Annotated in this window: 5 protein-coding genes; all 5 read left to right on the plus strand. The window is 65.6% G+C overall.

What is annotated here, in order from left to right:
* Positions 1-2: 2 nt before the first annotated feature.
* Positions 3-1139 carry a flagellar basal body P-ring protein FlgI gene (locus BMW75_RS28620; RefSeq protein WP_092582858.1) on the plus strand — a complete coding sequence of 379 codons (1137 nt, stop codon included), beginning with the start codon at positions 3-5 and terminating at the stop codon, positions 1137-1139.
* 5 nt (positions 1140-1144) lie between these two features.
* Positions 1145-2122 carry a flagellar assembly peptidoglycan hydrolase FlgJ gene (flgJ, locus tag BMW75_RS28625; RefSeq protein WP_092582859.1) on the plus strand — a complete coding sequence of 326 codons (978 nt, stop codon included), beginning with the start codon at positions 1145-1147 and terminating at the stop codon, positions 2120-2122.
* A 73-nt stretch (positions 2123-2195) separates the two neighbouring features.
* Complete coding sequence (gene flgK / locus BMW75_RS28630; RefSeq protein ID WP_092582860.1) at positions 2196-3869, plus strand: flagellar hook-associated protein FlgK; 1674 nt, start codon at positions 2196-2198, stop codon at positions 3867-3869.
* A gap of 46 nt (positions 3870-3915) precedes the next feature.
* A complete protein-coding gene (gene flgL, locus BMW75_RS28635; protein ID WP_092582861.1) occupies positions 3916-5175 on the plus strand; it encodes a flagellar hook-associated protein FlgL in 1260 nt (419 codons plus the stop codon).
* A gap of 141 nt (positions 5176-5316) precedes the next feature.
* The coding region (locus tag BMW75_RS28640) for a methyl-accepting chemotaxis protein (protein WP_139208619.1) at positions 5317-6464 on the plus strand (1148 nt) is incomplete at its 3' end.

Below are 6464 nucleotides of genomic sequence, written 5' to 3' on the forward strand. Positions count from 1 at the left end.
TCATGAAACAACCGACTCCGATATCCGCATTGCTGTCCCTGTTGGCACGGGTGTGCGTCGCCGTCGGGCTGGCCGCGGGCGCCGGCGCGGCGCACGCCGATCGGCTCAAGGATCTGGCCAGCATCCAGGGCGTCCGGGGCAACCAGCTCATCGGCTACGGTCTGGTCGTGGGCCTGGACGGCAGCGGCGACCAGGTGCGCCAGACGCCCTTTACGCAGCAGAGCTTGACCAACATGCTGTCGCAGCTGGGCATCACCGTGCCGGCCGGCAGCAACATGCAGTTGAAGAACGTGGCCGCAGTCATGGTCACGACGACCCTGCCGGCGTTCGCGCGGCCGGGCCAGACGCTGGACGTGGTGGTGTCCTCCATGGGCAACGCCAAGAGCCTGCGCGGCGGCACGCTGCTGATGACGCCGCTCAAGGGCGCGGACAGCCAGGTCTACGCCATCGCGCAGGGCAATATCCTGGTCGGCGGCGCGGGCGCGTCGTCCGGCGGCTCCAGCGTGCAGATCAACCAGTTGAACGGCGGCCGCATCAGCGCGGGCGCCATCGTCGAACGCGGCGTGCCCACCACGTTCTCGCGCGACGGCTACATTCACGTCGAGCTGAACAGCACCGACTTCGGCACGGCGCAGAACGTGGCCACGGCCTTGAACCGCCGCTTCGGGCAGGGCACGGCCACGGCGCTGGATGGCCGCGTCATCCAGGTCCGCACGCCCATGGAGCAGGCTTCGCAGGCCCGCTTCCTGTCGCAGGTCGAGGACCTGCAGGTCACCCGCGCGCCCACCGTCGCCAAGGTCATCATCAATGCGCGCACCGGCTCGGTCGTCATGAACCGCACGGTCATGATCGAAGAGGCCGCGGTGGCGCACGGCAACCTGTCCGTCATCATCAACCGCCAGAACGAGGTCGTCCAACCGGACACGCCGTTCACGCAAGGGCAGACGGTGGTGGTGCCCAACACCCAGATCGAGGTGCGCCAGGACAATGGCTCGCTGCAGCGCGTCAGCACCAGCGCCAACCTGGCTGACGTGGTCAAGGGCCTGAACGCCCTGGGCGCCACGCCGCAGGACCTGCTGGCCATCCTGCAGGCGATGAAGAGCGCGGGCGCCTTGCGCGCCGAACTGGAAATCATCTGACGGCCATGGCATACACCCACGATGCGGCCAGCGGCAGCGCCAGGCAGGATTCGGTCTTCGACATGGGCCGCCTGTCGGACCTGAAGCGGGACGTCAAGCAGGACCCCGCCGGGACCGAGCAGCAGAAGCAGGTGGCCAAGCAGTTCGAGGCCCTGTTCCTGCAGATGATGCTCAAGCGCATGCGCGAGGCCACGCCCAAGGAAGGCCTGTTCGATTCCCAGCAGACCCAGATGCTGCAGTCCATGGCGGACGAGCAGCTTGCGCTGCACCTGGCCTCGCCGGGGATCGGGCTGTCGCAGGCGATCCTGGCGCAGATGCAGCAGGGCAAGCCCGGCGAGATGTCGGACGAGGCCATCAAGAGCATCGGCCAGGGCGGCGACCTGGATTTCGGCACGGGCGGTTCGCGCGAGGTGTCGGCGCTGCTGAACGTGATGCGCAACAACCGTCCCGCCGACCGTGCGTTGGCCGCGGCGGAAGGGGCGCCCGATCATGTGGTGGACTTCGTGTCCCGGATGTCGCGCGCGGCCAATCTGGCGTCGCAGCAAAGCGGCGTGCCGGCCCGTCTCATCATGGGCCAGGCGGCGCTGGAATCCGGTTGGGGCAAGCGCGAAATCAAGCACGAGGACGGCAGTACCAGCTTCAACCTCTTCGGGATCAAGGCCGGCGCAAGCTGGAAGGGCAAGGTCGTCAACGTGCTGACCACGGAATACGAGGATGGCGTCGCCAAGAAGGTGACCCAGCCGTTCCGTGCGTACTCCTCCTACGAGGAATCGTTCGCCGATTACGCCCGCCTGATCGGCAACAGTCCGCGCTACGAGAGCGTGACGACGGCCCGCAACGAGATCGAGGCGGCCCGGCGGATCCAGGATGCCGGCTACGCGACGGACCCGCGCTACGCCCAGAAGCTGATCGGCATCATGGGGCAGCTCCGGGGCGCCGCATCCAGCGTGGAAAATTCACGGCGGATGCTGGAAGGACTCTAAATTTGGCTGAGCTCCTGCCGTAAATGGAGTATCCAGAGATAACAGCTGCGGTTACATACGGGGCATTGTCAGCATGAATTTGTACAAAACGGCATTGGGCGGGTTGAACGTGGCGCAGGCGGGCCTGGCCACGACCGGTCATAACATCAACAATGCCACCACGGTCGGCTACAACCGCCAGCGCGTGATGACCTCCACCGCGGGCGCCCAGGCGACGACCAACGGCTACATCGGCCGCGGCGTCCAGGTCGATACCGTCGAACGCAGCTACGACAGCTTCCTGTACAAGCAACTCGTCGGCGCGCAGGGCAGCGGCGCCCAGCTCCAGGCCCAGCTCGATCAGGTCTCGCAGATCAACAACCTGTTCTCGGACCGCACCGTGGGCATCGCCCCGGGCCTGACCAATTTCTTCACCAGCATGAACACGGTGGCCAGCAAGCCCGCGGATCCCGCGGCGCGCGCCGACCTGATCGGCCAGGCCAACAGCCTGACGACCCAGATCCGCTCGGCCTACCAGGAGATGCAGAACCAGCGCGAAGGCCTGAATTCCCAGATCTCCACGACGGTGGACCAGGTCAACAGCTACCTGACCCGCATCGACGACCTGAACCAGCAGATTTCGCTGGCGTCCGGCAAGGCCGGCGGCAGCCCCCCGAACGACCTGCTCGACCAGCGCGACCAGGCCGTCATGGAACTGAACCAGCTCATCGGCATCACGACCTACGAGCAGGGCGACAAGATCAGCATTTCGCTCACCAAGGGCGGCCAGTCGCTGCTCTCGGGCAACTCCATCTACCCGCTGCAGGCCGTGCCGTCGTCGTCCGACGCAGGCCGCACCGTCCTGGCCTACACGCTGCCGGCGGGCACGGGCAAGACCGTCGCGGTCGAGATGAAGGATGCCGACGTTACCGGCGGCAAGCTGGGCGGCCTGCTGCAGTTCCGCGCGTCGTCCCTGGACGTCATGCAGAACCAGCTCGGCCAGATGGCCGTCGGCCTGGCGCTGTCGTTCAACGAACAGCACAACCAGGGCCTGGACCAGAGCGGCAATCCGGGCACGGATTTCTTCAGCATCGGCTCGCCCCAGGGCGTGCCGAACACGCAGAACAAAAGCAACGCGCAGATCTCCGGTGAATTCACCAACCTGGCGAACATCAACGCCAAGGACTACGAGATCTCGTTCGACGGCGCCAATTACCAGGTCGTGCGCTTGCCGGAAGGCGCGCAGGTCTACAACGGCCCGGCCACGGGCACGCCGCCCACCGCCACGCTGAACCTCGAAAACGAGATGGGCGTGACGCTGACGATCAACGCGCCGCCCCAGGCCGGCGACAAGTGGTCGCTGTCGCCCACGCGCGATGCCGCCCGCGACATCGAAGTCGTGATCACGGATCCGGACAAGGTCGCCGCGGCCGACGCGGAGGGTGGCGACGCCAACGGCAAGAACGCGCTGAAGCTGGCCCAACTGCAGAACACCAAGCTGCTGGGACACGGCACCATGAGCATCAACGACATGTTCGCGCAGGTCGTGAACACGGTCGGCGTGCAGACGCAGCAGATCAAGACCGCCGCCACCGCGCAGGTCAACCTGATCAAGCAGACCACGGCGGCACAGCAGGCGGTGTCGGGCGTCAACCTGAACGAAGAGTACGTGAGCCTGTCGCTCTACCAGGAGCAATACCAGGCCAGCGCTCGCATCATCGATGTGGCGAGCACCATTTTTGACACGCTGTTGGGCCTGCGCGGCTGATCAGAACGTTGATTGTGAATACTAGAAAGCATTTCGGAGCTGCACCATGCGTCTGAGCACCACGATGATGTACACGAACGGCCTGAGCGGCGTGCTCGCCCAGGAATCCGACATGAATCGCCTGGTTGAGCAGGTCGGCAGCGGCCGCAAGTTCCTGAGCCCGGCGGACGATCCGCTGGCGGCGTCGTTGTCGATCGGCGTCGCGCAGACGCAGAGCATGAACTCGACGTATGGACTGAACCGCAACACGGCCAAGACCAACCTCGGGCAGGAAGCCAACGTCCTGGACTCGATCACGACCGCATTGCAGGATGTGCGCACGCGCGTCGTGCAGGCCGGCAACGGCACCTTCGCCGACAGCGACCGCCAGGCGTTGTCGACGGCGCTCAAGAGCGCCCGCGACGCGCTGCTGGGCCTGGCCAACAGCACGGACGGCAACGGCCAATACCTGTTCTCGGGTTACGAGGGCAGCGTCGTGCCGTACGCCCAGGACGCCACCGGCAAGATCGTCTACAGCGGCGCCACCGGCGAACGCACGGTGCAGGTCGACCAGTCGCGCCAGCTTTCCACCAGCGACCTGGGCAGCGACATCTTCAATCGCGCCAACCCGGGTTCGCAGGCGTATGTCGCCACCGCTTCGCCGGCCAACGCCGGCACCGCCGAGTTCGGCACCGTGTCGGTCACCCCGAACAGCGCCAACATCGGCAAGAATTTCAGCCTGCAGTTCGAATCCGATCCCGCGACGGGCAACATGGGTTACCGCGTCATCACGACGGAACCGAATGCGACCCCGCCCGTCCCGCCGGTGATCAGCCCCGCGCCGCCGGCCGGCCCGACGGCGTACACGCCGGGCACCAGCATCGACTTCGGCGGCGTCGCCGTGGTGGTCAAGGGCACGCCGCAGAATGGCGACGTGATCGACGTCGAGAACATCCAGTCGGCCGACCTGGACATGTTCGCCACGCTGGACAGCCTGATCAAGGTGCTCGACTCGCCCATCGCGGGCGACGAGAAGGCGCTGGCTCGCCTGAACAATGAACTGGCCACCGCCAACAAGAAGCTGGCCTCGAACTACGACAACGTCCTGACGGTCGGCGCCTCGGTGGGCGCGCGCCTGAACGAGCTGGAGGCGCTGGACGCCACCGGCACGCAGAAGGGCCTGTCGTACTCGAAGTCGCTGTCGGACCTGGAAGACCTGGACTACTACGCCGGCGCCAGCCAGCTTGCGCTGCGGCAGGTGGCCTTGCAGGCGGCCTCGGCCGCGTTCATGACGATCCAGGGGTCCAGCCTGTTCAGCCGCAAGTGATGCGATAAGTTTCGGCGCCGCGCCGGTTCATGGCGCTGCGCGTGGCGCACCTTTCGGACGCTGCCGGCCAGGGGCCGGGGCGTCCGTGGTGCGTGTAGGGTAGGTAGTGTCGTTTTTCGTTGCTCAACGCTCGGATATTTCATGCTTGGTAATTTGAAAGTTCGCACCTGTATCATCCTGGTGCTGTTGCTCTTCTCGGGCGCCATGTTCATCTCGAACGGCGTGGCGTGGATGGGATTGAATTCCAGCAATGACAAGCTGGGACAGATCAACGCCGCCTATTCCAACCAGGCGACGCAGCTGCAGCGCGCCTACAGCATCTTCCTGCGCGGCCGTCTGCTGCTTGCAACGTCGCTGATGGACATGCAGCAGGGCAAGACCGAGCAGTCCACCTCGCAGGCGCAACGCGCCGATTCGCTGATGGCCGAAGGCGTGAAGACGCTGAATGAATTCCGCAAGGCCCCGCGCATGGCCGGCTCGGAAGACCTGGTGCAGAAGCTCGAGGCGGCCTACAAGCAGTTCGACGACGTCTACCAGCGCCAGTCCTCCGCCCTGAAGAATCTCGCCATCCAGCAATACCTGGACCTGAACGACGCAGGCAGCGCCGCGAACACCGCGTTCCGCGAAGCCGTCAACAACGTGCTGCAGTTCATCGACACCCGCACCAACGAATTGGCCGCGCAGGCTCAGGTCGATCACGACATCTCGCGCATCGTCACCATCGTGATGCTGGCCATCGCGCTGGTGCTGGCCGTCGGCTGCTGGATCTTCATCAACCGCACCGTGCTGCGTCCGCTGCACGAAGCTGGCGACCATTTCGAGAAGATCTCGGCGGGCGATTTCACCGGCCGCATCGAAGTGCGCAGCACGAACGAAATCGGCCACCTGTTCGGCGCCATCAAGCGCATGCAGGAAAGCCTGACCCGCACCGTGTCGACGGTGCGCCGCGGCGTGGACGAGATCAACCTGGGCGCGCGTGAAATCTCGGCCGGCAATACGGACCTGTCCAGCCGCACCGAGCAGCAGGCCGCCTCGCTGGAAGAGACCGCTGCCTCGATGGAAGAGCTGGCCTCGACCGTGAAGCAGAACGCCGACAACGCGCGCCAGGCCAACCAACTGGCCGCCAGCGCGTCGGACGTGGCCGAGCGCGGCGGTTCGGCGGTATCGGAAGTGGTCAGCACCATGCAGGCCATCTCGGCCAGCTCGCGCAAGATCTCGGAAATCGTGTCGGTCATCGACGGCATCGCGTTCCAGACCAACATCCTGGCGCTGAATGCCGCGGTGGAAGC

It is taken from the genome of Achromobacter sp. NFACC18-2, from assembly GCF_900108985.1.
Classification (GTDB): Bacteria; Pseudomonadota; Gammaproteobacteria; order Burkholderiales; family Burkholderiaceae_B; genus Achromobacter.

What these genes read in the sequence shown, in the direction of transcription:
- flgJ (WP_092582859.1), top strand. Translation starts at nt 1,145, where the DNA reads ATGGCATACACCCACGATGCGGCCAGCGGCAGCGCCAGGCAGGATTCG.
- flgL (WP_092582861.1), top strand. Translation starts at nt 3,916, where the DNA reads ATGCGTCTGAGCACCACGATGATGTACACGAACGGCCTGAGCGGCGTG.
- BMW75_RS28620 (WP_092582858.1), top strand. Translation starts at nt 3, where the DNA reads ATGAAACAACCGACTCCGATATCCGCATTGCTGTCCCTGTTGGCACGG.
- flgK (WP_092582860.1), top strand. Translation starts at nt 2,196, where the DNA reads ATGAATTTGTACAAAACGGCATTGGGCGGGTTGAACGTGGCGCAGGCG.